The organism is Micromonospora parva, from assembly GCF_040649675.1.
GTDB classification, from domain to species: Bacteria; Actinomycetota; Actinomycetes; order Mycobacteriales; family Micromonosporaceae; genus Micromonospora; species Micromonospora parva.
This window is the reverse complement of the sequence record NZ_JBEZFX010000001.1, coordinates 355,220-377,841: the sequence shown is the minus strand read 5'-3', so window position 1 is coordinate 377,841 and position 22,622 is coordinate 355,220. Positions and strand designations below refer to the sequence as shown.

At 68.6% G+C, this 22,622-nt stretch carries 22 protein-coding genes and 1 tRNA gene; 10 read left to right on the top strand and 13 right to left on the bottom strand.

Annotation, left to right across the window (positions count from 1 at the left end; all coding sequences use genetic code 11):
* The first annotated feature begins 1 nt into the window (after position 1).
* Genes AB0C03_RS01685 through AB0C03_RS01675 form a run of 3 tightly spaced genes read left to right on the top strand, consistent with a single transcriptional unit; the run spans position 2 to position 2,625 of the window.
* On the top strand, positions 2–937 hold the full coding sequence (locus AB0C03_RS01685) for an ROK family protein (RefSeq protein WP_030333669.1): 936 nt from the start codon (positions 2–4) through the stop codon (positions 935–937).
* Positions 934–1,632, top strand: coding sequence for an N-acetylmannosamine-6-phosphate 2-epimerase (locus tag AB0C03_RS01680; protein WP_030333671.1), 699 nt, complete (start codon positions 934–936; stop codon positions 1,630–1,632). Before AB0C03_RS01685 ends, AB0C03_RS01680 begins: the two co-directional genes overlap by 4 nt.
* A 27-nt stretch (positions 1,633–1,659) precedes the next feature.
* Positions 1,660–2,625, top strand: coding sequence for an acetylxylan esterase (locus AB0C03_RS01675; protein ID WP_357633512.1), 966 nt, complete (start codon positions 1,660–1,662; stop codon positions 2,623–2,625).
* A 21-nt stretch (positions 2,626–2,646) separates the two neighbouring features.
* On the opposite strand, the gene AB0C03_RS01670 is transcribed toward AB0C03_RS01675, so the two are convergent.
* On the bottom strand, positions 2,647–3,102 hold the full coding sequence (locus AB0C03_RS01670; protein ID WP_030333674.1) for an RrF2 family transcriptional regulator: 456 nt from the start codon (positions 3,100–3,102) through the stop codon (positions 2,647–2,649).
* A 7-nt stretch (positions 3,103–3,109) separates the two neighbouring features.
* Positions 3,110–4,102, bottom strand: coding sequence for a helix-turn-helix transcriptional regulator (locus tag AB0C03_RS01665; RefSeq protein ID WP_030333676.1), 993 nt, complete (start codon positions 4,100–4,102; stop codon positions 3,110–3,112).
* Between the two features lie 203 nt (positions 4,103–4,305).
* Between AB0C03_RS01665 and AB0C03_RS01660 the strand changes: the two genes are divergently transcribed.
* Positions 4,306–5,082, top strand: coding sequence for a glucose 1-dehydrogenase (locus tag AB0C03_RS01660; protein WP_357633507.1), 777 nt, complete (start codon positions 4,306–4,308; stop codon positions 5,080–5,082).
* A 115-nt stretch (positions 5,083–5,197) separates the two neighbouring features.
* Here the strand turns inward: AB0C03_RS01660 and AB0C03_RS01655 are convergent, their stop codons facing one another.
* On the bottom strand, positions 5,198–5,629 hold the full coding sequence (locus AB0C03_RS01655) for an SsgA family sporulation/cell division regulator (RefSeq protein WP_007457244.1): 432 nt from the start codon (positions 5,627–5,629) through the stop codon (positions 5,198–5,200).
* A gap of 294 nt (positions 5,630–5,923) precedes the next feature.
* Here AB0C03_RS01655 and AB0C03_RS01650 point away from each other — a divergent pair, with 294 nt between their 5' ends.
* Both AB0C03_RS01650 and AB0C03_RS01645 read left to right on the top strand, forming a co-directional pair.
* Positions 5,924–6,547: a PGPGW domain-containing protein gene (locus AB0C03_RS01650; RefSeq protein ID WP_400447582.1), complete on the top strand. Its 624-nt coding sequence runs from the start codon at positions 5,924–5,926 to the stop codon at positions 6,545–6,547.
* A gap of 50 nt (positions 6,548–6,597) precedes the next feature.
* Positions 6,598–6,669, top strand: a tRNA-Val gene (locus AB0C03_RS01645).
* 210 nt (positions 6,670–6,879) lie between these two features.
* Here the strand turns inward: AB0C03_RS01645 and AB0C03_RS01640 are convergent.
* From AB0C03_RS01640 to AB0C03_RS01615, 6 genes are all read right to left on the bottom strand, one after another.
* Positions 6,880–7,698 carry an aminoglycoside phosphotransferase gene (locus tag AB0C03_RS01640; protein ID WP_357633504.1) on the bottom strand — a complete coding sequence of 273 codons (819 nt, stop codon included), beginning with the start codon at positions 7,696–7,698 and terminating at the stop codon, positions 6,880–6,882.
* Between the two features lie 131 nt (positions 7,699–7,829).
* Positions 7,830–8,483: a GNAT family N-acetyltransferase gene (locus tag AB0C03_RS01635; protein ID WP_357633502.1), complete on the bottom strand. Its 654-nt coding sequence runs from the start codon at positions 8,481–8,483 to the stop codon at positions 7,830–7,832.
* A 34-nt stretch (positions 8,484–8,517) separates the two neighbouring features.
* Positions 8,518–9,165 (bottom strand): hypothetical protein, encoded by a 648-nt coding sequence (locus AB0C03_RS01630; RefSeq protein WP_357633499.1) that lies wholly within the window; start codon positions 9,163–9,165, stop codon positions 8,518–8,520.
* 347 nt (positions 9,166–9,512) lie between these two features.
* Positions 9,513–10,190 (bottom strand): GOLPH3/VPS74 family protein, encoded by a 678-nt coding sequence (locus AB0C03_RS01625; protein ID WP_357633497.1) that lies wholly within the window; start codon positions 10,188–10,190, stop codon positions 9,513–9,515.
* An 11-nt stretch (positions 10,191–10,201) separates the two neighbouring features.
* A complete protein-coding gene (locus AB0C03_RS01620; RefSeq protein ID WP_357633494.1) occupies positions 10,202–11,215 on the bottom strand; it encodes an acetamidase/formamidase family protein in 1,014 nt (337 codons plus the stop codon).
* Positions 11,212–12,615, bottom strand: coding sequence for an APC family permease (locus tag AB0C03_RS01615; protein ID WP_357633492.1), 1,404 nt, complete (start codon positions 12,613–12,615; stop codon positions 11,212–11,214). The genes AB0C03_RS01620 and AB0C03_RS01615 overlap by 4 nt, the downstream gene beginning before the upstream one ends.
* Before the next feature lie 555 nt (positions 12,616–13,170).
* Between AB0C03_RS01615 and AB0C03_RS01610 the strand changes: the two genes are divergently transcribed.
* On the top strand, positions 13,171–13,776 hold the full coding sequence (locus tag AB0C03_RS01610) for a hypothetical protein (protein ID WP_357633488.1): 606 nt from the start codon (positions 13,171–13,173) through the stop codon (positions 13,774–13,776).
* Here the strand turns inward: AB0C03_RS01610 and AB0C03_RS01605 are convergent.
* Positions 13,766–14,035, bottom strand: coding sequence for a hypothetical protein (locus AB0C03_RS01605; protein ID WP_357633485.1), 270 nt, complete (start codon positions 14,033–14,035; stop codon positions 13,766–13,768). The two genes, AB0C03_RS01610 and AB0C03_RS01605, sit on opposite strands and share 11 nt — an antisense overlap.
* Before the next feature lie 213 nt (positions 14,036–14,248).
* On the opposite strand from AB0C03_RS01605, the gene AB0C03_RS01600 reads away from it, so the two are divergent.
* Together AB0C03_RS01600 and AB0C03_RS01595 are read left to right on the top strand one after the other, a co-directional pair.
* The gene (locus tag AB0C03_RS01600) at positions 14,249–14,836 is read left to right on the top strand and encodes an HD domain-containing protein (protein ID WP_357633482.1); all 588 of its coding nucleotides are present in this window, start codon (positions 14,249–14,251) and stop codon (positions 14,834–14,836) included.
* Between the two features lie 8 nt (positions 14,837–14,844).
* A complete protein-coding gene (locus AB0C03_RS01595) occupies positions 14,845–15,813 on the top strand; it encodes an aminoglycoside phosphotransferase family protein (protein ID WP_357633479.1) in 969 nt (322 codons plus the stop codon).
* 212 nt (positions 15,814–16,025) lie between these two features.
* Here AB0C03_RS01595 and AB0C03_RS01590 read toward each other — a convergent pair whose 3' ends face one another.
* From AB0C03_RS01590 to AB0C03_RS01580, 3 genes are all read right to left on the bottom strand, one after another.
* Positions 16,026–16,691 (bottom strand): 2'-5' RNA ligase family protein, encoded by a 666-nt coding sequence (locus AB0C03_RS01590; protein ID WP_357633476.1) that lies wholly within the window; start codon positions 16,689–16,691, stop codon positions 16,026–16,028.
* Positions 16,688–18,043, bottom strand: a complete 1,356-nt coding sequence (locus AB0C03_RS01585) for a helix-turn-helix domain-containing protein (protein WP_357633473.1) — start codon at positions 18,041–18,043, stop codon at positions 16,688–16,690. The genes AB0C03_RS01590 and AB0C03_RS01585 overlap by 4 nt, the downstream gene beginning before the upstream one ends.
* A 458-nt stretch (positions 18,044–18,501) precedes the next feature.
* Positions 18,502–19,845 (bottom strand): hypothetical protein, encoded by a 1,344-nt coding sequence (locus AB0C03_RS01580; RefSeq protein WP_357633470.1) that lies wholly within the window; start codon positions 19,843–19,845, stop codon positions 18,502–18,504.
* A 1,058-nt stretch (positions 19,846–20,903) separates the two neighbouring features.
* Here AB0C03_RS01580 and AB0C03_RS01575 point away from each other — a divergent pair.
* Positions 20,904–22,586: an Eco57I restriction-modification methylase domain-containing protein gene (locus tag AB0C03_RS01575; RefSeq protein ID WP_357634458.1), complete on the top strand. Its 1,683-nt coding sequence runs from the start codon at positions 20,904–20,906 to the stop codon at positions 22,584–22,586.
* Positions 22,587–22,622: the final 36 nt, after the last annotated feature.

The window sequence follows — 22,622 nt, the reverse complement described above, 5'->3', positions numbered from 1 at the left end:
CATGTCCGAGGTACGCACGCCCCCGGTTGTCGCCGCGCTCGACATCGGGGGCACCAAGACGGCCGCCGCCCTGGTGACCCGCCAGGGTGAGGTCGTCGACCGGATCACCGTCCCCACCCCCGGCCGGGCCGGGGCGACCGCCATCATCGACACCGCGGCCGACCTCGTCGCTCGGCTGCGGGCGAGGGCGATGGGAACCCGCGTCAGTGCCCTCGGCGTCGGCAGCGCCGGGGTGATCGACCACCGGACGGGTCGGGTGCTGTCGGCCACCGACGCCCTGGCCGGGTGGGCCGGCACCGACCTGAGCGGCCGGCTGCGGGCCCTGCTCGACCTGCCCGTCACCGCCATCAACGACGTGCACGCGCACGCCCTCGGCGAGGCGCGGCACGGCGCGGCGGCCGGCCACCAGACGCTGCTCCTGATCGCGGTCGGCACCGGTATCGGTGCCTCGTTCGTCGTCGACGGCAGCGCGCTGACCGGTGCCCACTCCGCCGCCGGCCACGCCGGCCACCAACCCTCGCCGTACGCCGGGCGGTTGCGGTGCACCTGCGGCGGGCAGGGGCACCTGGAGGCGATCGCCTCCGGGCCCGGCCTGGCCGAGGAGTACGCGCGGCGGACCGGCCAGCCGGTCGGTGACCTGCGCGCGGTGGCCGTACGCGCGGCAGACGGCGACCCGATCGCCCGGGAGGTGGTCCTGCTGGGCGGGGCCGCCGTCGGCTCGGCGGTCGGCGGGCTGGTCAACATGCTCGACCCCGCTGTCGTCGTCATCGGCGGCGGTGTCGCCGGCCTCGGCGACGCCTGGTGGCAGGCGCTGCGCGACGCCGTACGGCGGGAGACGTTGCCCGTCCTGGACGACGTGCCCGTCCTGGCCTCGACCCTCGGATCGGACGCCCCACTTCTCGGCGCCGCCGCACTCGCCTGGGAGGGCACCGCATGAACACGCTGATCGCGCAGCTCCGGCACCGCCTCGTCGTCTCCTGCCAGGCGTACCCGGGCGAGCCGATGCGCAGCCCGGACACGATGCGCCGGGTGGCCCTCGCCGCCGCCCACGGGGGCGCCGCCGGCATCCGCGCCCAGGGCCTGGCGGACATCTCGGCCATCCGGGGGGCGGTCGACCTGCCACTGATAGGGCTGTGGAAGGACGGGGACGACGACGTCTTCATCACCCCCACGCTGGAGCACGCGCTGTCGGTGGCGCGGGCCGGCGCGCACATCGTCGCCCTCGACGGCACCGCGCGACCCCGGCCGGACGGCCGCACCCTCGCCGACACCATCGCCGCCGTCCACCAGCTGACCGGGGCTCTGGTGATGGCCGACTGTTCCACCCTCGCCGAGGGGATCGACGCCGCGGCGGCGGGTGCCGACCTGGTCGGCACCACCCTGTCCGGCTACACCGCGTACACCAGCAAGCAGCCCGGCCCGGACCTGGACCTGGTGGCCCGGCTCGCCAGCTCGGTCGACGTGCCGGTGGTCGCGGAGGGCCGGATCCACACACCGGCCCACGCGGCCCAGGCGCTGCGGGCCGGGGCGTGGACGGTGGTGGTGGGTACGGCGATCACCCATCCCAGCACCATCACCGGGTGGTTCGCGGCGGCGATGGCGAGCGTCGCACCCACCCCCACGAACATCTGACAATCCTGCTGCCGTGGAGGCGAAGCTGTGGCTCTGAGCGATCTCACCGTCGCCGACTGCTGGGCGTACCGACCCGACCTGACGGTTCCGGACGACCTGGACGCGTTCTGGAAGCGGACGCTCGGTGCCGCCGAGGCCGGGGCGGCGACGTACGAGCCCGTCGACACCGGGCTCACCCAGATCCGCACCTTCTCGGTCACCGTCCCCGGCTTCGGCGACGAGCCGGTGCACGGCTGGCTGCACCTGCCGGCGACCGCCACCGGGCCGCTGGCGTGCGTGGTCGAATACCTCGGGTACGGCCGGGGCCGGGGCCTGCCGCACGAGAAGCTCTTCTGGGCCTCGGCGGGCTTCGCGCACCTCATCATGGACACCCGGGGGCAGGGCTGGAGTGCCGCGCCCGGCAGCACCGCCGACTCGCACCGGTACCCGGCGGGCACCGTTCCGGGGTTCCTCACCCGTGGGGTCACCAGCCCGGAGGACTTCTACTACCGCAGGCTGATCACCGACGCGGTCCGGTTCGCCCAGGCCGCCCAGGAGCATCCCGCCGTCGACCCCGACCGGGTCGTCGTCACCGGCATCAGCCAGGGAGGGGGCCTGTCGCTGGCGGTGGCCGCGTTGTTCCCGGGCGTGGCGGCGGTCATGCCCGACGTGCCGTTCCTGTGTGACTTCCCGCGCGCCGTCCGGGTCGCCACCGAGGGCCCCTACGGCGAGGTCGCCGAGTATCTCGCGCTGCACCGCGACCAGAGCAGCCAGGTGTTCCGCACGTTGTCGTACGTCGACGCCGCGGTGCTCGCACCCGGCGCGACAGCGCCCGCGCTGTTCTCCGTCGCGATGATGGACCGGACCTGCCCACCCTCGACCTGCTTCGCCGCCTACCACCGCTACGGGGGCGACAAGGACGTGCGCGTGTACGAGTTCAACGACCACGAGGGTGGCGAGGCGCACCAGCAGCTCGAACAGCTCGCCTGGCTGCACAAGCTCTTCGGCCGCTGAGGCGGTGGCCGGCGGCTGGCGTCAGCGCGGCTCCCACGCGTCGGGCAGCGCGGTGAGCTTGCGGACGTGCGCGGGCAGTCGACCGCTGACGATCTCGGCGAGGCTCACCTCGTCGACGACCCGCCGCACCGCCGCCCGGACGGCCACCCACAGGCCGGGCAGGTTCTCCGCGGAGCCTTCGTAGCGGGTTTCCTCGGGACGCAGCCCGCGTACCCCGGCCAGGGGACCCTCAACTGCGCGCAGCACCGCGCCGACCGTCACCTCGCGGGGCGGGCGGGCGAGCGTGTAGCCGCCCTCGGCGCCGCGTTGGGCGCGGACGATGCCGGCCCGGCGCAGATCAGCCAGGACCGCCTCCAGGAACTTGCGGGGCATGTCCTGCTCCGCGGCGATGGCCTGGGTGGACAGCAGCGAGGGGTACGCGGTGGCGAGGCTCAACGCCGCCCGTACCGCGTAGTCGCCGCGCGCGGAGATCTGCACCCTGTCATCATGCCCGGCCGGTGACGCCCGGCCCTCCGGCGGGCGGCAGTGGTCTCATCGGGTGCTCACCGTTGGCGGAGTCACCGGCGCTGCCGAGGCGGAATCTGCCCCCGTTGGCGGCCGTCGACTCGGCCGGCGGTCGCTGTCGGATCACCCGATTGGCCGCCGGTTGGTCCCGTGCGGCCCGGAACGCGCCGGGGCTGACGCCGATTTCGCGGGTGAAGAAGCGGCCGAAGTTGGTGGGTTCGGAGAAGCCGAGCCGCCGGCCGATCTCGGCGATCGGCAGATCCGTGGTGGCGAGTAACCGGCCGGCCTGCAACGCGACCCGCTCGTCGATGACCTGCTTGGCGCTGCGCCCGGTGACGGCCAGGCAGGCCCGGGTCAGGGTCCGCACGGAGCAGCCCAGCTCGGCCGCGTAGTCCTCGACCCGCCGGGTGTGCGCATAGCCGTGCTCCACCTCGCGGCGGAACCGGTGGAACGTCTCGTCCTCGGGCCGCGACGACGGCCGGTCGGCGTGCGGCAGGGCCAGCCGCAGCAGCAGCACGGCCAGCTGGTGCCGGAGCAGCACGCGGGCGGTGGGACCGTCGGGGTGCCGCCGACAGTCCACCGCCAACTGGCTCACCTCGCTGATCACCGCGTCCTCGTCCTCACCGGCCAACTGCCGCCAGGTCGCGGTGGCGCTCAGGTCGACGTCGAAGTCGCGTACCGCCTCGGGATCCCAGGCGACCACCGTGGCGTCGAACTGGGGGCCTGCGCAGCGCAGCACCTGGCCGGGGCGGACCCGCAGCAGCGTGCCGGGCCGGCACAGCAGCAGGTGAAAGTCGAGCTCGGCGTCGCCGTGCCCCCGGGTGGTGAGAATCAACAGCTCCCGCTCGACGATCACCGGCCGACGCCAGCCCGGGTCGCCGGCAAGGTCGGCCAGCGCGAACGTGGCTATCTCGTCGGGCACGCGAGACGCCGTTCCGATCGATGGCGCGGGGGAGGGATCGGTGGAGACCATCGCCTGCGACGGTAGCCCGAACCGCAGGTCACCGCATCCCGGTCACCGTTCGGAGCGGAATCCGCGGTGCGCCCCGGGCTTGTTTCGGTCCTGGCGGCCAAGCTACGTTACCCGACGGTAGCGCCGCCGGTCCGCGGTCCACCCGGCACTCGCCGGTCACCCCGGCCGGCCGGCGGCCCCCGCCGACTCGCGATGGGATGGGCATGACGCAGCTGTTCTCGGTCGAAGGTAAGACGGTCCTGGTCACCGGCGGGTCGCGGGGGATCGGGCTGATGATCGCCCAGGGCTTCGTCCGGGCCGGCGCACACGTGATCATCTCGTCGCGTAAGGCGGACGTCTGCGAGGCGGTCGCCACCACCCTCTCCGCCGAGGGGCGCTGCGAGGCCATCCCCGCCGACCTCAGCGACGACGCCGGCGCCGAGACACTGGCCGCCGCCGTGCGCGAGCGCTTCGGTCAGCTCGACGTGCTGGTCAACAACGCGGGCGCGACCTGGGGCGCACCGCTGGAGGACTACCCCGAGGCCGCGTTCGACAAGCTCTGGGCGGTCAACGTCAAGGCCGTCTTCCGGCTCACCACCGCGCTGCTGCCGGCGCTGCGCGCCGCCGCCAGCGCCGACGACCCGGCCCGCGTGATCAACATCGGGTCGATCGACGGCATCCGGGTGCCGATGATGGAGGTGTACGCGTACTCGGCCACCAAGGCGGCCGTGCACATGCTCACCCGCAGCCTCGCCCACCAGCTCGCCGGTGAGCAGATCACCGTCAACGCGATAGCGCCCGGCCCGTTCGAGAGCAAGATGATGGCGTTCGCGCTCGACGACCCGGCGAGCCGGGCCGCCATCGAGCAGCAGGTGCCACTGGGCCGCATCGGACGCCCCGAGGACATGGCCGGCACGGCCATCTACCTCTCGTCACGCGCCGGCGCGTACCTCACCGGCGCGGTCATCCCCGTCGACGGCGGCATCACCACGCACGGCTGAGCACCGGCCGACCCGGGGCGCGCTGTCCGCGTACCCGATGGGCGTGTGCCGGGGCCGCGCGGACTCGGCAGATCCGCGCGGCCCCGGTGTGGCCGGTGTTGCAGTTTTCGGTTGGTCAGCGACCGGCGAGCAGCCGGTTCACCGCCGTGTCGACGTCCAGGTGCTCGGCCTCACGGCCGCGCGGGACGACGACGTAGGTCCGTCGAAGGAAACGCACCAGGACGCTGCGCGGCACCTCGAAGAGGGCGTTGCCGTCCGGTGACGAGAGGGCCAGCGCGACGAAATCGCCGCGCGGTGTGGCCCAGGGCCAGACCCGCACATCCCCGATGCCGGCCGGCTCGTCCAGGCCGGTGACCAGAAGTTCGCGAGCGAACGACCAACTCACCGCCTCGCCCCCGGCCGATTCGGCATGGAACAGGACATGGACCGCATACGGGTCAGCAGGGTCGTAACGCAGACTGGCACGCACCGGCAAGGCGGTGGCGTCAGGTGCGACGAGCCTTAGCGACGTCTCGACCTCTACGGTCGTCGGTCGGATGACACTCATGGACGTTCTCCCCCCGGCACCGCTGCGGAACGCGCGTGTCCCGCTTTTCCCATACTCAGGTGCTACTCCTGGCTACGCTCCGCCATACGCTGACTTCACCCAGTGGTGGGAAGGGGGACGGAAAGGCCGCGTGAATGTGAGCATTCATGTAGGATTTCCGGTTCTGCCCAGTGCGTGATCCCGCCCGGCATCGGGTGGCTCAGTCGTCGACTTACTCCGGTAACGTCCAGTCGGCCGTTGCAGTGACGGGCCCGAGCGACACTGGGGGGTGAAATGGTGACGAAGCAATCCTCATTGGATGCGGCGGCGGCGCCCGGCCCGCCGAAAGTCGCGGTCCGAGCAGCCGAAAAGCGGGGGTACGGAGTGCCGATGAAGCAGCCCGAACGGGCCGGTCGGCCGGCGTCCGACGCCGGTCGTTCCGGTGGCGATGACGCCGGTGCCGGTCGTCGTGGTGGCGCCGGTGCGGATCGCGGCAGCGATGCCGGTGGCGGCGTCGTCGCCGTGCAGGACCCACCGCGCCGCCCCCGCTGGCGCGAGCGGATCTCACTGACCCTCGACCTCATCCGCGCCAACCCCACCGGCCGGATCGCCCTCAAGATCTTCATCGCGATCGCCGGGGCGCTGGTGGTGACCATCGGCATCGCCCTCATCCCGCTCCCCGGGCCGGGCTGGCTGCTGGTCATCGCCGGCCTGGGCATCTGGGCCGTCGAATACCACTGGGCCCGCCGGCTGCTCGGCTTCACCCGCCGCCACGTCCACGGCTGGACGCGCTGGGTGACCAGACAGTCGCTGTTGGTGCGAATTGTGCTCGGCTCCGTCGGCCTGGTCTTCGTGGCCACGGTGGTCTGGCTGTCCCTCAAGTACAGCCTCGGCATCGACGTGGTCGCCGAAGCGATGCGGTACCTCGCGACGCACTGACCCCGGATTTCCGGTCCGGTTCCACGATCGGGTAGAGTCACAGGCGCTGAGGGCGATTAGCTCAGTGGGAGAGCGCTTCGTTCACACCGAAGAGGTCGCTGGTTCGATACCAGCATCGCCCACTCTCAGTTTTTGCAGGTCAGAAGCCCGTTACCGGAGTCATCGGTAACGGGCTTTGCGGTATGTGTGGCTTACATTGGGAGCAGATTGGGAGCAGCGCGGCTGGTTCTCGGTTCGGGCCGCCATGGACCTGCCCGGCTGAGTGAACTGATTTGCGGTCCCGAGTGGGCCTGCTGGCTGGTTGAGGAGTTTCACCGTTGCCGGCGCCCACATCACGAGAGCGTGCCCCCGCGCTGTGGCTCGCGGGCTGGCTGATGGCCGTCGGTCCGGTGATGCGCCCACTCTCCGGTCCACATTGCGAGGTCACGTACCCAGCGCTCGGTGTTCTGCCGGGACTTGGCCGCCCACTTCGTTGCGTTCTTTGACGCGAAGTCGTTCAAGACCTGTCGGTCGGTCGCTGTCCATGCGGGAAGCTGCGCTATCCACTCTTCTGCCTGCTCCGCACTGTGGCCGCTGCCGATCAGCCGTGGGGCGAGCAACGCGAGTTCGACCCATGCGGCGGCCTTGGTTGCCCACGCCCAGTCCACGATGCGTAGGCCGAGTGGTGTCACGATCAGGTTCGCTGGGTTGAGGTCCGTATGGATGAGTGTCTCGCCGTCCATCGCCGGGTGCGCGAACCCGAGCCGGGTTGCCGGGGTGAACCACGTCTCGCCGGGCGCCGGCGTCTCCTGGAGTGCTTTCAGTGCGGCTAGGAGCAGATTGAGATCCGTGCTGCCGGGTGACAGGTCGGGGTGGGGGCCGGCGAGATGCTCGGTCCCCACCACCAGCCAGCCATCGGATTCGAACTGCCACAGGACTGCGGGCGGGTGCCGGTCGATGGCCCGGGTTACCGCCACTTCGTAGCGCAGCGACCGAACGCTCAACTCGCCGGAGGCCGCTTTGATAAAGATCGGTCCGGCGGGTCCTCTCACCGTCGAGGCGATCTCAGCGTGGTCGCCACTGGAGGCTTGGGCGACGTCGAAGGTTCCGCCGACCCGTTCGGCGATCGCTGCCCTGACACTCTCCGGCAGGGCGGTCCAATCGCTACGCATCGGTTCTCTTCTCTGCTACTTGCCTGGCTTAGGCCGGATTGGCGGACAGCAGGGCTCAGCCTCGCCACCCCAAAATCCGGTGTCCACCCGGTAGCCGGTCTCATGTCTCGTCCTCGCGAGTGGCGGATGGGTCATGGTCGGAGACCTGGATGACTGGTTTGGCCCTCGGTCGCAGTCGTCCTGGTTGGCTGGATGTCGCCGTGGAGAGGGCTGCGGCGCATGGAACAGATGACCGGACCTTCAGGCAACTGAATCGCCGATCCTGGGATGTAGCCATGCCGGACATGCAGGCTCTGGGCATCGGGGGTGGTGCTAGTCCAGGACAGTAGGTTCACGTGGTCGAGTCGGCTGCGATGGTGGCTGAGCAGGGACGTGCCGCGTCCTGACCGCTCGGCGCTGGGCGACACGGCGAGGAACGCGAGGTGGTAGTGGGGCTCACTGGGTCGATCTTTGGCGAGTAGTCGATCGAGTAGGTCGAAGCGATCGCTGTGGACGCCTGCGGCATCGCCTAGGCGAGTCGGGTAGTTCGCTGGTGGCGGGATGGGGCGGTATCGGTGGAAGCCGACGGTGACGGCGGTGGCGTCGTCGGTGAGGTGGACGTCGCCGTAGAACAGGGCGTGCTCGACCCAGATGGCGAGGACGTCGGTGAGGATTCGACGTCGTGGGCCCGGGTCGGGGATCAGCCATGTTGCGAGCGGGCTGGGATGGAGGGCGTCGGCGATGAGTGCGGCGACGTGGTCTTTGTCCGCCCAGCGGGCGGTGCGGATACGCGGGACAGTGTCCATGCTGAGGTTCCTTAGAGGCTTCTTCGTTGCGGGGTCAGGAGTTGCCGCTGCCGGCGGCACGGGTGTGGACGAGGAACAGGTGATAGTCGTCGACCAGAGGGCCGATCCGGTCGCTGCCGGGTGGCGGTGTAAGCGCGGCTCTTTCGTAGGCGAGTAGTTCGCCGGTGGCGGGGTTGAGGATCAGCAGGAAGCGGATGGCGTCGGAGGTGGCGCTGACGCCGACGCCGGTTCGGCCCGCCCTGTCGGTCACCGAGCCGTGGTACGCGATGCCGGGGGTGTCGCGCAGGACGGTGATAACCGCGGTGCGGTCGGCTTGGTTGGGAGTGCGCCAGCCGAGCAGGCTGACGAGGCCGCGGATGACGGCGGTGGGTCCGAGGAATCGAGGCTGGGTGGAGTCGATGTGCGCGGTGAGCGCCGCCGGGTCGGCGGCGATCGGTCCGATGGGTCCGTCCAGCTCACCGGGGTAGTAGGTGCTGTCGTCGGCGGGCTGCTGATCGGTGGGGTAGCGGCTGCGGATGACGCGTCCGGAGGCGTCGTCGGCGCGCCAGCGTTGCTCTTCGAACAGCACGATCCCCGTGGTGGTGCTGTTGCCGGCGATGGTGGTGTCCGTGGCCCATTGCAGCAGGTGGACGTAGGCGAACCGGCCCGGGATGGAGTCGCAGCCGGACGGCCCAACCGTCACCGTTTTCAGACCATGCCGCGCCGGGGTCGACTCCGGCAGATGCGTCGGCGATGGGTCGAGTTTCTGCTGTGCGCGTGCCTTGAGCTGTGCCGCCGTCAGGGCGGCAGGTGACAGACACGGTGCCACGGCCGACTGGGACGCGGCAGTGGTGGAGGGCGGGGATGGGGCTGGCGCGGCGGCACCCGTCCAGTTCGGAATAGCTGTGGCGGTGGCGAGCAGGCCGAGCGCGCAGGCGGCGGCAGTGACCTTTACGGCTCGCCGGCCCACCGGGTGGGGCGTCTCGGCCGCGGATCGCACGTGAGGCAGGTTGTTCACGGTGGACTTTCTCGAGGTGAGGTGAATTGGGGCTAGCGGTAGGCAGCCGTGGCGAGGTCACCCACGGCGGCGTCCACGGCGGCGGTGATGTCGCGGACCGATTGGTAGTGCTGCCCGGCGATGGCCTTCAGACGAGCGGCCAGGGCTGGGGTGTCGCCGTCGAGGTAGAGGTGGCTGGTAAGGCCGAGGTCGGCGACGAGGCCGGCGAGAGCGGCGGTGTGGTTGTCGGGTTGTTCGCGGCCGCCGGCGAGGTAGCGCAGGCGGGAACGGGCCACGACGGCCCATTTGCTGTCGGTGGGCAGGTAGGTGTCGGCGCGCATGAGGCCACCGAGGCGCCGTCGAGTGTGGTGGCGCAGGATCCCGCCGGCGACAAGGCCGGCGCGGGTGCGGTCGTACAGGTCGTCGGAGAACCCGCGCAACCACCCCCGCAGGGGTGGGTGGGTGTGGCGGATGGTGGCGGTCGCGGCGTCGGCGATCAGGTCCCCGACTGGCCGGTCGACGTGCGGGTGTATCCGTTGGTGGTTGGCCGGGCGGGTGTCGTCGTTCGGGTCGAAGGTCACCCGCCCGGCCAGGTAGAGGTCGATCAGGACCGCGCCCGCGAGCCCGAGTGCGAGGGTTTGCCGGTGCACGTGGGGGTGTCCGGTGTCGTCGTCGTGGCCGAGGAGGAACAGGTCATCGCGCAGCGGCAGGCGCGGGATCGACGCGATCATCGGCCCGGCTCCTACCGCAGCCCGGCGGTAAGCCGCCGCAGCCGCTCGTGTGCCCCGCCATAGGCGGGTCCAGGGGCGGGGAGCAGCGTTTTGTCGACGGCGGCGAGGACGGTGTAGTTGGGGTCGCACACGTTGCCGATCGGCGCCCGCCCCGCCTGCGACACGAGCTGGTAGGCGTCCAGGGTTTCCAGGCCCGTCAGGGCGCTGGCCCAGCCGACGAGGTCATGCTGGGCGATGCGGTAGGCGTCCTCCAATGGACGGGCGCACCCGATGGTCAGGATGTCCCGGTCGGTCTCCAACCGAGGCCATGGAGTGGTGACGCCTTTGATGACGTCGATGGCGAGGGTGGTGGTCGTGGCGATTTCCACGCCGACGCCGCAGGCCTCGCCCTCGCCTTGGCGGGCGTGCCCGTCGCCGAGCGCGAGCATCGCCCCGTGGACGTTCACCCCCAGGTAGAGGGTGGTGCCGACCCGCAGACGCGGGGTGTCGAGGTTCCCGCCGTGGGTGTCGGGCACGAGTGTGGATCGGGCCTCGAACCCGCCGGGGGCGACACCGATCGTCCCGATCATCGGGTCCAGCGGCAGGTCAACGCTGTGGTCGCTGCGGATGGCCTCAAACCGTACGGTCCCGGCCTGCCGGTCGATGCCGTATACCCACACCCGCTCCTCAAGCGGCGGCTGCAGGGTGGCCGTGTGGGCGGTGGACGTCAGTGCCCCGAAGTGCGGAAACGTCGACGACACACCCCAGTCCCGCGCGGGGACGATAGAGGCGAGGTGGACGGCGAGGGTGTCGCCGGGCTCGGCGTCCTCGACGAAGAACGGCCCGGACACCGGATTGAGGTACGGCATGCGGCACACCTGCGACGGCAGGTCCGACGGCCCCCTCACGAGACCACCGAAGCAGTCCTCCGTCACGACGGTGAACACGTCGCCGCCGCGCACGTGCGCCACCGGCATCCGACCGCCGAAGGTGTAGGCCAGCTCATCTCGGGCGGGCCGGTAGGTAAACGTCTCCATGCCGGTCACACCCGCTCCACGTGACGCGCCTGCGGCTGTGCGGGCGCCAACCCCGACAGTGCCGGCCGGCGGCCCGACAGGTACAAGCCGGCCAGGACGACCATCCCGAGGGCGAGCCACGCCAGGCCGAGGCGCTGGGCGGCGATGTTGGCGTTGACCACCACCCACACCAAGATTGCGAAGCCGACGGCGGGCATGACCAGGTGCGCCCACCAGTTCCCGCTGCGCTCCCGGATGAGGTGATGCACCACGACCGAGACGTGCAGGACCAGGAACGCGACCATCGCCCCGAAGTTGATCAGCGACGACAGCAGGGTGATCCCATCCCCACGGGTCGCCATGTACAGGCCCAGCGCCAGGGACACCGCGCCGGTGAGTAGCGTCGCGTTGATCGGCACGTTGCGCCGGATCGACACCTTCGCCAAAAACGCCGGCAGCTGCCGGTCCCGGGCCATCGCGAACAGCAGCCGAGACGTCGCGACCTGCGCGACCATCGAGTTCGGCAACCCCCACGCAATCGCCGTCGCCACCGCGCACACCGTCGCCAGCCAACCCCCGCCGGCCAGGGCGGCGGCGTCATAGAAGGCAGTGCCGTTCGGATCACCCTCCGCAACGAGGGTGCCGGGGTCGGGGACGAGCATCGCGGCCAGCCACGTCTGCGCGATGAAAAGCACCCCCGCCAGGATCAGGACGGCGGCCATGGCCCGGCCGATCTGACGGGAACCGCCCTTGGTCTCCTCCGCCAGCATGGAGATCCCGTCGAAGCCAAGGAAGGACAGCACGGCGATCGACACCGCACCCGCCACCAGCGACCAGGTGAAGGTGTCGGAGTTGTAGAGGGCGTCCCAGCTGAACCGGCCCCTACCCGAGGCGAGTGCCCAGGCGGCGACGGCCAGGAACACCGCCAGGACGATCAGCTCGCCGACGAGCATCACCCGGGTGACGGCCGCCGTCATGCGGATCCCCACCGAGTTAACGATCGTGTTCACTGCGACGAACCCGAGCAGCCACAGCCACACCGGCACCGCCGGGACCGTGGCGTGCATCGCCACCGACGCCACCAGATACAACAGCCCCGGGACGAGGACGTAGTCGAGGAGGATCACCCAGCCAGCGAGGAACCCGACCGGCGCGCTGATGCCGCGCCCTGCGTAGTTGTAGACGCTGCCCGACATCGGGAATGCCTTCACCATCTGCGCATACGAGAACGCCGTGAACACCAACGCCACCACACCGACCGCGTACGCCAGGGCGACCATCCCGCCGGAGCCGGCGTACACGCTGCCGAAGATCGCCATCGGCGCGATCGGCACCATGTAGACCAACCCGTACGCGACCAGATCCCGGAACCTCAACTGACGAGCCAACTCCTGGCGGTATCCATAGCGGGCCAAATCCTGCTCGTACACAAATTCCTCCGCGGGTTTCAATAATCAGTGATTGGAATATTGCGTCTGCCAAATACGCCGACCGAGTGAAGCAGGCCATCGATGCACCTGCTCGTGGACAGGCCCGTCGGCGGGAGAGTTGCCGGCCGATCGACGCCAGCAGTTGCGGCGCGATGACCGAATGCGCCACCAGCGGTGGGATCAGCAGGAGCATGAGCCTCCTGGCAACAGGCACCGCCACCTTCCCTCGGTGAGTTGGCATCGCTGGCTGGTGACTACAGCGCAGCGGCGGCGATGACGCCGGCATAGAGCGACCTAAGACGAAATTGATCAATGTCGGCCAGTCCTGCCAGGGGGTTCTGACAATCCACTGACAATCCCGGCATCGCCAACATCCGCCGTAGATACATGTCAGCGAATTGTCGGAGATGAACGGCAGCCCTTATCGACACGGCCACCGACGACTTCTGATGTTTGAGTCAGCGCCCGCGTCGACGTCGCTGGCGATGAGGGACCGCAGCCGCGATGCGGCGTGACGGTCTGCCGTGTCCACGACCCCATGGGAGGGCATACACCATGGCCATTTCATCCATGCCGGAGGTCGGAGAGGTTGGCCGTCGGGCCGCCGAGATCCTCGACAAGATGCAGGCGCACCCGCTCTACGGCAGGCTGAAGAGCTCGTCGATGAAGTACTCCACGTGCTGGGCCACATTCACCGGCTACCCGGCAATCAGCCGTTGGTCGCTGGAGCGCGATGCCGCGCCGCTGCTGGACGAAGCGCTGCGCGTGCTGGCGCTCAAAGCTGCCGTGTTCGATCTTTCCGGCGGCGACGAGCGTGCCGCTGAACTTCTGGTGCCGGCGCCGGTGGACGAGATGATCCACGCCGTGCTGGCCCAGTTCACGCTGATGACGCGCCTGCAGAGCGACTTGGGCGTCACCTTCCCCCATGCCACCGAGTTGGAGGAGTTCACCTACACCCGCGGCGGGATCACCGACGCCTACTACGCCGCCGCCGGGTGGGGAGAGCAACCACTGCGGTACTGGCTGGACTCGGCCGAGGTGAATCGACGTCTCGGGCTGCTCAACGAGCGCTACCAGGCGGCCGGCCTCGGCCGGGATGGACGCAGCCACGACTTCGACTTCGACCGGAACGAGCCGGTCGGCGCCGGGGTCAGCGGTTAGCCAGCTCCACCGACAGCACCCGCCGCAGGGCCGTCACCGCTTCTTTCGCTCCGAACCGTTCGGCGGCCAGCCGCTCGGCGCGGGCAACAGCGGCGAAGATCCCTTCGGCGGGTGCCTGCCGCAAGACGGCTACGAGCCAACCATCCAGATCGACCACGTCGGCGGGCAACTCCAGCGCCGCCGCCGTCGGCGCCGGTCGGGGCGTCTGATCGGGGACCAGTTCCCCGGCCGAGGCGTACCGGCCGGCGGGAAGGCCCACCCGGAACGGATGAACGCAGACGGCGACTCCGTCCGCGGTTGCCCGCCACCCGAGGTCAGGTCGGTACGCGAATTCGGGTCCCGGCCGGTCGATGACATCGAACTGGCCCGGCCCGAGCTGCTGAGCCGGACACACCACGCAGGTTTGTTCACACCATTGCGGAAGGGGCCCCGGCATGCCGCCGATCGTACGGCAATCAGGAGGTACCAGGGTATGACGGTCTTATCGCCTCCCCGCCCCGCCGCGATCGAACGCGCCCTCCGCGACGCTCGAACGTGGTGCGCGGGGCACACCATCGACGACCGACCAGCCCTGGTCCACGCGCTGCGCGTCGCAGTGACCATCGGGCAACACGTCCCCGCCCCAGGACAGGACGTTATCGTCGCCGCGCTTCTGCACGACGCACCGGAATTCGCCCCGACAGAAACAGACATCTACCAGACCCTCACCGCCAACTACGGGAGCGAGGTCGCCCGGATCATCGCCGCCCTTCAGGCCGAACACCGCGCCCTTGATGAACCCGACCCGCCCATCCGCGTCGACGACCAACCGGTGCTATTGGCCTCCACCGCCGACAAAATCGTCGCCCTGACCTCGCTGCTTCGCCGGGCCCAGAGCACCGGAAATGCACCAGCCTTCATTGACCGGCGCCCGGTGCTACGCGGACTTCTACCGCACTTCCGGGCCTTCCAACGCGACGCACATCCTCGGGTGCCCGCCAGCATGTCGGCGCACCTCGACGCCGCCCTCACGTCGTTCGAGCGCGCCACCGCTTATCCACAGCGAGTGGGTGCGCGGTGAACAGCCCCATGCTCGACGAGCAGCTCCGCACGCAGCTACGAGTCGACCTGCTCGCCGCATTACGACGAGTACCGACGCGCCGACACATCATCCAGACATGGGAGCTCTCCTCGGTCGAGCGCTGGGTCTTCCCCGATGGCAGCAGCCTGATCTGCAAGATCGCCACCGCACCGTTCACCGGCGAAGCGACCGTCCTTCGCGCGCTCAACAACCAGCAAGCCCCAGTCCCGCTGCTGAACGGCTACACAATGCGCCCTAACGGTCTGGGCATGCTGATGGAAGATCTTGGCGAGCCGAGCCGGACCGCGACGTCCGCGGAGGCTGCCACCACTGCCCGATGGGTTCACGCCACTGCAGGCCTCCCCAACCTCCTGACCTTCGACGAAGAGGGCTTGGCGCGGCTGCCAGAGCAAGGTCTGGACGCGTTAGACGAGCTCCGTCGACAAGGGCGCTTTACCCACGACACCGCAGGGATCGAGGCGGTGCTGCAGCGACTCGCTGCCACCGCACGACACAGAGCCGACGGTGCCGAGCGACCACCGTTCGGGCTATGCCACGGCGAATTCCACCGCACTTCGCTGCACGTCAGCCGCACCGGCTGCCGCCTCGTCGACTGGGCCAAGGCGTTCACCGGACCGGGCCTACTCGACCTGGCCACCTGGTTCGGCACCCGCAGACCAACCGAACCCCGACTCCTCAGCAAACTCATCCACGCCTACGTCGCCGCAGGCGGCCACCCCGATGCCGAAGCCGACCGGGGCGGGCTTTCCGCTGCCCGATGGGCGCTGGGCTGGCACCGGGTGTGGGCAGCCTGGTGGCTGCTCACTACCGCCGCCGCTGGCCACCACCCTGCCGCCGCCGACCGGCGCCATACCCAAGTCGTCCTCCGGCAACTCCACGGCGCACTGGACCTGCTCGGGACACCCTCGCCTATCAGCGCCAGCCGCCCATCACCTACTGCAGGAAGATCCTCGTGAAGCGCCTTATCGTCGACACCGACGCCTCGTTCTGCTACTTCCGCACCTCCGTCGGAGGCGACGGGCGCAAGGCGTTGGTGCAGTTCACCGAACGGTGCAACCCTGCACGCGCCCATTGCTTCGTCTCCTCGAATGCCGCCGGGTCCGACCTGTGCCGGGTCGACTTCATCGCCCCGTGCTGCCACGGCTTCTCGCCACCCGCGTCGAACGCCTCACGCGCCCAGGGGCGTAGTCGCCACTGTCGTCCACCGGTAGCTGCGGTGTTCCCTACGTAGCGCAATCAGCGATGCTTGTCGGATGGTCACCCGGGCGGGTTGCTGGTGGCGGAGGTCGTTAAGGCGGGTGCGGATTGGTCCGGTCGGTGCCTGACCGCCGCTGTAGGCGATCGTCACATGTGGCCGGAATCCATCTGCGGCCTCCGGCACGGTCTGCCATACCGCGCCGATGGCACCTCGGATGGTGGCGCGGAGGTCTTCGAGGCGGTCCCAGGGACGGACGAGCAAGCCGATTCCTTCGGCGTCGGGGTCGACCGGCCCGAGCGTCAACTCCAGCGGCGGCAGGCCGGCGCAGCGTCGGCGAGTCTCGGCAACTACCGCTGCGACGTCGGGGTTGGTGACCTCATCAGTGAAGCCGAGACCTTGCATGGTCAGGTGGAGCCCGTCGAGCGGCACCAAGTCCAGTCCGGGCAGAGCGAGTTGACGTTGCAGGTCGGCGACGAGGTGATGGAGTTCAGGTTGATGTTCGAAGGTGAGGTGCCAGGTGTAGAACTGGCGGTCGGCACGCCAGCCCGGGCGCCAGTACCAGTGGTTGGTGAGTCTGGGCAGGTCCTGGTAGGCGGTCCAACGCTGGTGCTGGCTGGCCAGTTCCCGGCTGCTCATGACAGCGATGGTAGAGCGGCCTGTCCGATGCCAGCGACCGGTGTGCGGTCGGCGAGCAGGTCGGCGACGTGCCGTAGCTGCGGGTGGCAAGCGAAGGGGTGGGCGGCGGCGAGGAACTGATGGGCGCGTTGGTTGACCGATTCGAAACGCTGGTCCGCGGTGAGGGTGAGCGCCTCCACCGCCAGTGCGCCTGCTTCCTCAGGGTCGGGGCTGTTGGCGTGCAGGTGCGCGGTGGCCAGGTCGAGGCGGCAGAGTGCACGCGGGCCAGCCAACCCTGCGGTGTCGAAGGCGGTGATCGCGGTGGTGAGATGGTTGGTGACGCCCGCGGTGCGGCCGAGCGCCAGGTAGGCGGTCGCCGCGTTGGCTGCGGTCCTAGCCGGGCAGTAGGGGCCGAGGGCGAGACTAGCGCTGACCGACGAGTCCGCCGGGTAGTCGGACAGCATGGTGAACGCGTGGTCGACGGCGCGGTCGACGCCGTACCGGTCTCCGAGACGGGCGAGGGCTCGCGCCTGACCGTTGATCGTGAGGCGGATGCGGTGCCCGCTGGTGCCGCCACGGCGCAGGCCGTCCTGGGCGTAGGCCAGCGCGTCATGGTAGTCACCGGCGTAGAAGGCGATCAGGCTTTGCGTGGCCCGTGCCCAGGCTTGCGCTTCGGACTGCTCGGCGGCCTCGGCTAGGTCGAACGCTTCGGCGGCATAGGCGTGAGCCGCGCCGAATGCGCCGAGGTCAAGGGCGAGTGCGCCGAGAAGCCCGGATAGGTGAGCAGCGACGGCATAAAGCCGGGCGCGTTGCGGTGGGTGCTGCCGGCCTTCCATGAGCTGGTCGACGTAGGAGCGCAGCGGTCGCATACGCGCTATGAGGATTACCGGGCTGAGACGCTCGTTGTCGGCGATTGCCTGGCGGACCTCGTTCTCCAGATACGCGAGACGAATGTTGTCATCGACGGAAGACTTCAGTGCCAGCCGGCGGGCATCGATGCGGTCCTCGCGTTCCCACAGAACGGCACCGCCATTCGCTCCAAAATCGTCGTGGCCAGCTTCGGTCGGCGTCGCCAGCCCCGACGCGCTCCTGGCCTCCTGGATCGCCGATGAGCGTCGTCGTTGACGGTTGAGCTCGGTGATGCGGTCGTACTCCCTGACGAGCATGCCGCCGGCCTGCAGCACGGTGTCGCAGCGCGCCCAGAAGGCACGGTCCGGGTGCTGGTGACCGGTCTCCGTGTTCGCCACGGAGCTGCGGCCGTACTGCACGAGCCGCGCCAAGTCGTGCTGGGTGTGACCGCCAGCCCTGCGCAACTGCGCGAGCCGGCGGCCGAGCTCGCGGCGGGCGGCCTTCGTCTCGTCGCTGTCAGCCATCGCTGTTAACCCCCGGTCTACTGCAGACGTGTGGTTACGATGTGCGCAGACGATAGCTGCTGCCTGTGAAAATCGTTCCGGGTCGACCGAGCAGCGCCAAGCATCTGAGCGAGCACCGGCGCCGCCGACGGCCGTTACGCGATCGGGCAGCATCGTCAGGTCCCCATTGTCGATAGCGGCGGCAGCCCGTGGCAGGAGCGGAATGTCGAAGTTTTGTCGGAGTTTGATATCGGCATTTGCTGACAATGTCGGCGTACTGCTGTTTGGGGCTTCCAGATAGCTGAGCAGGCGTGATGGCGTCTCAGGGGGTCCGAGTGGGACCGGTTCGAGGCGTCGGCAGCCGCGGGCGGAGGAGGCCTTCATGGCTGTGGGGTTGGTGCTTTCGGTCATGCGGCCTCGGGTGCGGGCGCCCATGAGCAGGGCGATGGCATCGAGCCAAACAGCCGGCGTCCGGACAATCAGGCCCAGGCCTTGGCCTCCCTGGCAAAGCACGGCCAAGGCCGGGTGCCGGCAGCGAACTCACCGCTGAGCATCGCGGCGACCTGCTCGCTCCAGGTGCGGAGATCGATCAGCTCGAGCATCAGCTCCGCGATCGCGGCGAAGTTCAGGGACGTCGACCATAGCCGGTTGCCCGACCGTACGGCGACGTTCAACAACGGCTTCGAGGGGTCCTCGGTGCCGTCGAGAAGCTGCAGCCAGGATGCTTCGACACCGGCCTTGGCCAACGAGTCGATGATCTTGTTTGGATTCATGCAGACGGCGAAGAACATGCCGTCGGCGATGAGGCTGGCCGCGACCTCGGCCTCGAGCGGGTAAATCGCCCAGGGTGGGCGTACGAGGGTACGGCCGGATTGGTCGATGCTCAGCAGCGTCAGCGTGTGCCCGGGGTCGTCGGCGCCGATGCGGCGGCGGACCCGGGCGAGTTCGGCGCCGAAACGACTGCCGAACTCCTCAGCGGTGTACCGGCCAGCGGCGGCGAACTGACTGGCCGCCACGACCGCGCGGCCGGACGAGACCACGCCTCCGGCGATACCTGTCCGTGCATGCGCCAAGCCGAGGATGTCACGTAGACCCGCCAAGTCGGTGCGGTAGTCGATGGTGGTGCGCACTGGTGCGTAGCCGCTGGGCAACTTGCCGGTCTCGTCGGCGAGGACCTGCGAGGTGTCGGCCAGCAGCCGCTCCTGGGCAGGAACCCGATACCGCTGGTTGGTCTTGATCTCGCGGAGCCAGGCCCAGCCGTCACGGTCGAGGACGGTGACGTCGCCGACACGGATGACGTTGGTCAGGTCGTGGTGCAGCACGAACTCATGGTTCTCGCGCCACGCGGTCTCGATGACCTCGAGCTCTGCGGCCAAGCCGGTCTTGCCGTACATCGGGCCGGGAGCGTCGGCGCGCGACAGCGCCACGATGATGTTGCGCTGGTAGCCGAAGACTTTCCAGGCGAGTGCGTCCGCGATCGACTTGAGCTGGCGCCAGATCCGCTCGTAGACGTCGCCTTCTACTACCCAGGATTCTCGGTCGGTGCGGTCGAGGGCTGTGCCGAGTTCGGGCGCGTCAGCGGTGAGGCTGCGGTGTCTATCCAGTCGTTTGATCTGCTGGCTAATCGCGGCGCGACGCTGCTCGGTGTCGAGGACCATGCTGCGAAGCCGACTCTGAAAGTGGTACAAGTCCTCGGCAGAGTGGCAGGCGCGTAATGCCCGGATCAGATCGATCATAGTGCGCAGGTTCTGCTGGTGCGCCGGATGCGTCAGGATGAGGTCGATCTGATCGCCGTCTGCACGATCCATCAACGTGGCGCGCACCATGCCTCCTGCACTGCCGACCGGTTGGCATCGCATCATCCGGACAGCTCACCGTATCGGCAACGGGTTTGCCGCTACGTAGCGCCGGCGGCACTGTGCCCGTGCCGGAAGCGACCCGCGGCCAGTGACACCACGGGGATGTGCAGTAGAGCGCTAACACTGGCGAGCCTGTCGCGCCGCTAGTGACGTTCGGTGCGTCGCGGTGTGGCATTCAGCGGTCGTCGCCTCCTCCCTATAGGTGCTCGGGGAGCAGCGACGGGACTGGCATTCGCACCAAGTCGCCCACACTCTCGGCCGACAGCACGTCGCTACGTCTGCTCGTCAACGCTGACAGCCGAGGGGTCAGCCAGCCGAGGGTTGCCGATGGGTTGTCGTGAAAGGACGTGGTCGCGGCGAACAGGCCGGCCGGGATTCAGACACCGCACGTATCCTGCCCATGGTTGCCGGTAGCAGCTACCACAACCGCTGGGCACAGCAACAGAGGCCTTGGACTACTTCGCGATGAACAACGGGGAGTAGTGGGCGTCGAAGTCGTCCGGGTCGACTGCAGCTTGGATGCATGAACTCGCGGCCTGGACGGCTCGATGGGCGGCCTATCGGTGCCGAATTGGCAAGACTGCCTAACGGATCAACTCTCACCGCTGACCCTGACCGTCGGAGCGCACCGTCTCCGCGGTGTCTTGATCAGCGAGCGTCCCGCTTCGACCCTCCTCGCCGAGTAGCAGCGGCACGTCGTGCACCGACACCCCGGGCAGCGCGGCTGGTGGCGGACGCGGTGGCGCCACCGCTGGTGCTCGTAGGCCACGTCAGCTTGGATCGACACGACCATGTTCGGCTCTACCTGCACGTACCGCAGCGGCTCCGGCCAGGGGTGCAGTGCTAGGGCACCGAGGCGTTGCGCCGCCGGGGGCGCATAGAGGGCCCGGCCGCCGTCCGCGCTGCCCTTGGTGGCCGGCCGGCGACCTGGACTGGTTCGTAAGATGTTGCAAACCTCTCCGAGCGCCCGTCTCGCCCGACTCGGACATGCCGTCAACGTCGTCTAGCCTAGGGCCGTGACGATGACGGTGACTGGCCATGTTTCATCGAGGGCTGGCCTCCGCGACCCCCGGGCTTCTGGCGTTGGCCAACATGGCGAGGTCTTCACCCGCCAGTGGGTCGTTGATCTCATCCTTGACCTCTGCCGGTACTCGCCCGACTCGGACCTGACCACGTGGGTACTCCTGGAGCCGGCAGTTGGTGAGGGAGCCTTCCTCATGCCGGCGCTTGAGCGCCTCCTTGCTGCCAAGTCCAAACACGCACCCGACCTCCCGTGGGATGAGTTGTCGGGAGCGGTAATCGCAATGGATCTGCAGCAGGGCCATGTGGTGACTTGCAGGACACTGGTTGTTCAACTCCTGCAGCGAGAAGGGTGTCCGTCTGAGATTGCCGTCTCGTTGGCTCAGGCCTGGATCAAGCAGGCTGATTTTCTACTGGCGGACATGGCTGGTCTTAAGGCAGATGTCATTGTCGGCAACCCCCCATATATTCGGATTGAAGATATCGACGCGCACCTGCTAAGGATGTACCGTCGCGCGTGCCCGACAATGGGCGGACGAGCCGATATCTACGTGGGCTTTTATGAACGGGCGCTCAATCTGCTTAAAGCCGAAGGCCGATTGGGCTTTATCTGCGCCGACCGCTGGATGCGGAATCAATATGGACGAGGTCTGCGGAGCAAGATCGTTGGGGGCGGTTTCGCCATGGATGCCTGCCTGGTGATGCATGACACACCAGTGTTTGAGACCCAGGTGTCCGCATATCCTGCGATTACCGTCCTGCGACGCGGAGAGCAGGGTTGCGTGGCCACCGGTGATGCAACCGGGCTATTCGACAGGCATGCCGCGGAGCGATTCGCTTCTTGGGCCAGTACCTCGACTGCCGGCATCATTGATGAACCTTCTACCCAGGCCTCTTGGTTGCCCCGCTGGCATTCCAGCTCGGACTCGTGGCCTGACGGCAGCCCGGCGACTCTTACGTGGCTCGAAGAACTTGCCGACCGATTCCCGCTTCTCGAAGACAAGGAAACCGGAACTCGTATTGGCATTGGTGTAGCCACAGGTGCTGACGCCGTGTACGTAACCCGAGACGCGGGGGCCGTAGAACCGGAGCGGATGCTGCCGCTAGCGATGTCGGCCGACGTCAAGAGCGGGCAGTACGAGTGGACCGGGCATTATCTTGTGAATCCGTGGGACGAAAACGGCCTGGTTGACCTCGACGACTGGCCAGAGCTTCGTGCTTACTTAACGAGGCACTCAGGCGCCGTGCGGGGGCGAGCGATCGCACGAAAGAACACCGGTTCCTGGCATCGCACTATCGATCGAGTAACCATGTCCTTAGCCCGCCGACCGAAGTTGTTGCTGGAGGACATGAAGGCGCGGCCCAATCCTGTGTTGGAACCCGGCAGCTACTATCCCCACCATAACCTCTACTACTTGATATCGGACACTTGGGACCTTGAGGTTCTTGGGGGACTTCTGCTGTCCGATGTGATGGAACGACAGATTTCTGCGTACTGCGTCAAGATGCGCGGCAAGACGCTGCGGTTCCAAGCGCAGTATCTTCGACGAGTCCGTGTGCCCCGCCCAGATGCGCTCAGCAGCGAGGTGCGCCAAGGTCTTGCCGCAGCCTTCCGCGCGAGAGACCGCGCCGCCGCGACTCAGGCGGCGCTCGGTGCCTTCTCTATAGACACTCTTCCCCGATAGGCTCCAAGCTCAGCTTTCAGCGAGCAAGGAGCATCA

Coding starts and splice junctions, on each gene's coding strand:
- AB0C03_RS01610 (WP_357633488.1), top strand. CDS start 13,171: ATGGCCATTTCATCCATGCCGGAGGTCGGAGAGGTTGGCCGTCGGGCC.
- AB0C03_RS01680 (WP_030333671.1), top strand. CDS start 934: ATGAACACGCTGATCGCGCAGCTCCGGCACCGCCTCGTCGTCTCCTGC.
- AB0C03_RS01685 (WP_030333669.1), top strand. CDS start 2: ATGTCCGAGGTACGCACGCCCCCGGTTGTCGCCGCGCTCGACATCGGG.
- AB0C03_RS01625 (WP_357633497.1), bottom strand. CDS start 10,190: ATGATCGCGTCGATCCCGCGCCTGCCGCTGCGCGATGACCTGTTCCTC.
- AB0C03_RS01590 (WP_357633476.1), bottom strand. CDS start 16,691: ATGAGCAGCCGGGAACTGGCCAGCCAGCACCAGCGTTGGACCGCCTAC.
- AB0C03_RS01595 (WP_357633479.1), top strand. CDS start 14,845: ATGCTCGACGAGCAGCTCCGCACGCAGCTACGAGTCGACCTGCTCGCC.
- AB0C03_RS01600 (WP_357633482.1), top strand. CDS start 14,249: ATGACGGTCTTATCGCCTCCCCGCCCCGCCGCGATCGAACGCGCCCTC.
- AB0C03_RS01585 (WP_357633473.1), bottom strand. CDS start 18,043: ATGGCTGACAGCGACGAGACGAAGGCCGCCCGCCGCGAGCTCGGCCGC.
- AB0C03_RS01665 (WP_030333676.1), bottom strand. CDS start 4,102: ATGGTCTCCACCGATCCCTCCCCCGCGCCATCGATCGGAACGGCGTCT.
- AB0C03_RS01635 (WP_357633502.1), bottom strand. CDS start 8,483: ATGGACACTGTCCCGCGTATCCGCACCGCCCGCTGGGCGGACAAAGAC.
- AB0C03_RS01575 (WP_357634458.1), top strand. CDS start 20,904: ATGACGGTGACTGGCCATGTTTCATCGAGGGCTGGCCTCCGCGACCCC.
- AB0C03_RS01660 (WP_357633507.1), top strand. CDS start 4,306: ATGACGCAGCTGTTCTCGGTCGAAGGTAAGACGGTCCTGGTCACCGGC.
- AB0C03_RS01655 (WP_007457244.1), bottom strand. CDS start 5,629: ATGAGTGTCATCCGACCGACGACCGTAGAGGTCGAGACGTCGCTAAGG.
- AB0C03_RS01640 (WP_357633504.1), bottom strand. CDS start 7,698: ATGCGTAGCGATTGGACCGCCCTGCCGGAGAGTGTCAGGGCAGCGATC.